This is a genomic window from Psychrobacter sp. TB20-MNA-CIBAN-0197 (assembly GCF_040309765.1).
GTDB classification, from domain to species: domain Bacteria; phylum Pseudomonadota; class Gammaproteobacteria; order Pseudomonadales; family Moraxellaceae; genus Psychrobacter; species Psychrobacter submarinus.
In genome coordinates this window covers 1-256 of the sequence record NZ_JBEOPC010000962.1, presented here as the reverse complement: position 1 = coordinate 256, position 256 = coordinate 1, and the positions used below count along the sequence as shown (strand labels likewise).

The following is a 256-nucleotide window of genomic DNA, read 5'->3' as shown; positions in this document are numbered from 1 at the left end:
ACCCTATTCGTGAAGAGTTGGTTATGTCGTTGCGCGGTTATATTGGCCGCTCACTTAACTTGCTCGATGAAACACCTGGGCATTGCCATAAGGTTGAAATAGAACAGCCTGTATTGACCAATGAGCAATTACGCAAACTACAGTATATAGATAACAATCATCTTCAAGCTAAAACGATCGACATTACTTTTAAAGACAGCGGTGGGCCAGGTGCACTAAAAAGAGCACTGGATCGTATTTGTTTATATGACAAAAA

The 256-nt window shown here is 40.6% G+C and carries 1 protein-coding gene; it reads left to right on the top strand.

Annotated features, from left to right (window positions below; all coding sequences use genetic code 11):
- Positions 1 to 23 precede the first annotated feature (23 nt).
- Positions 24 to 256, top strand: a 233-nt coding sequence (locus AAEY83_RS16730; protein WP_351060888.1) for a glutamate synthase central domain-containing protein, incomplete at its 3' end; no start/stop codon positions are given.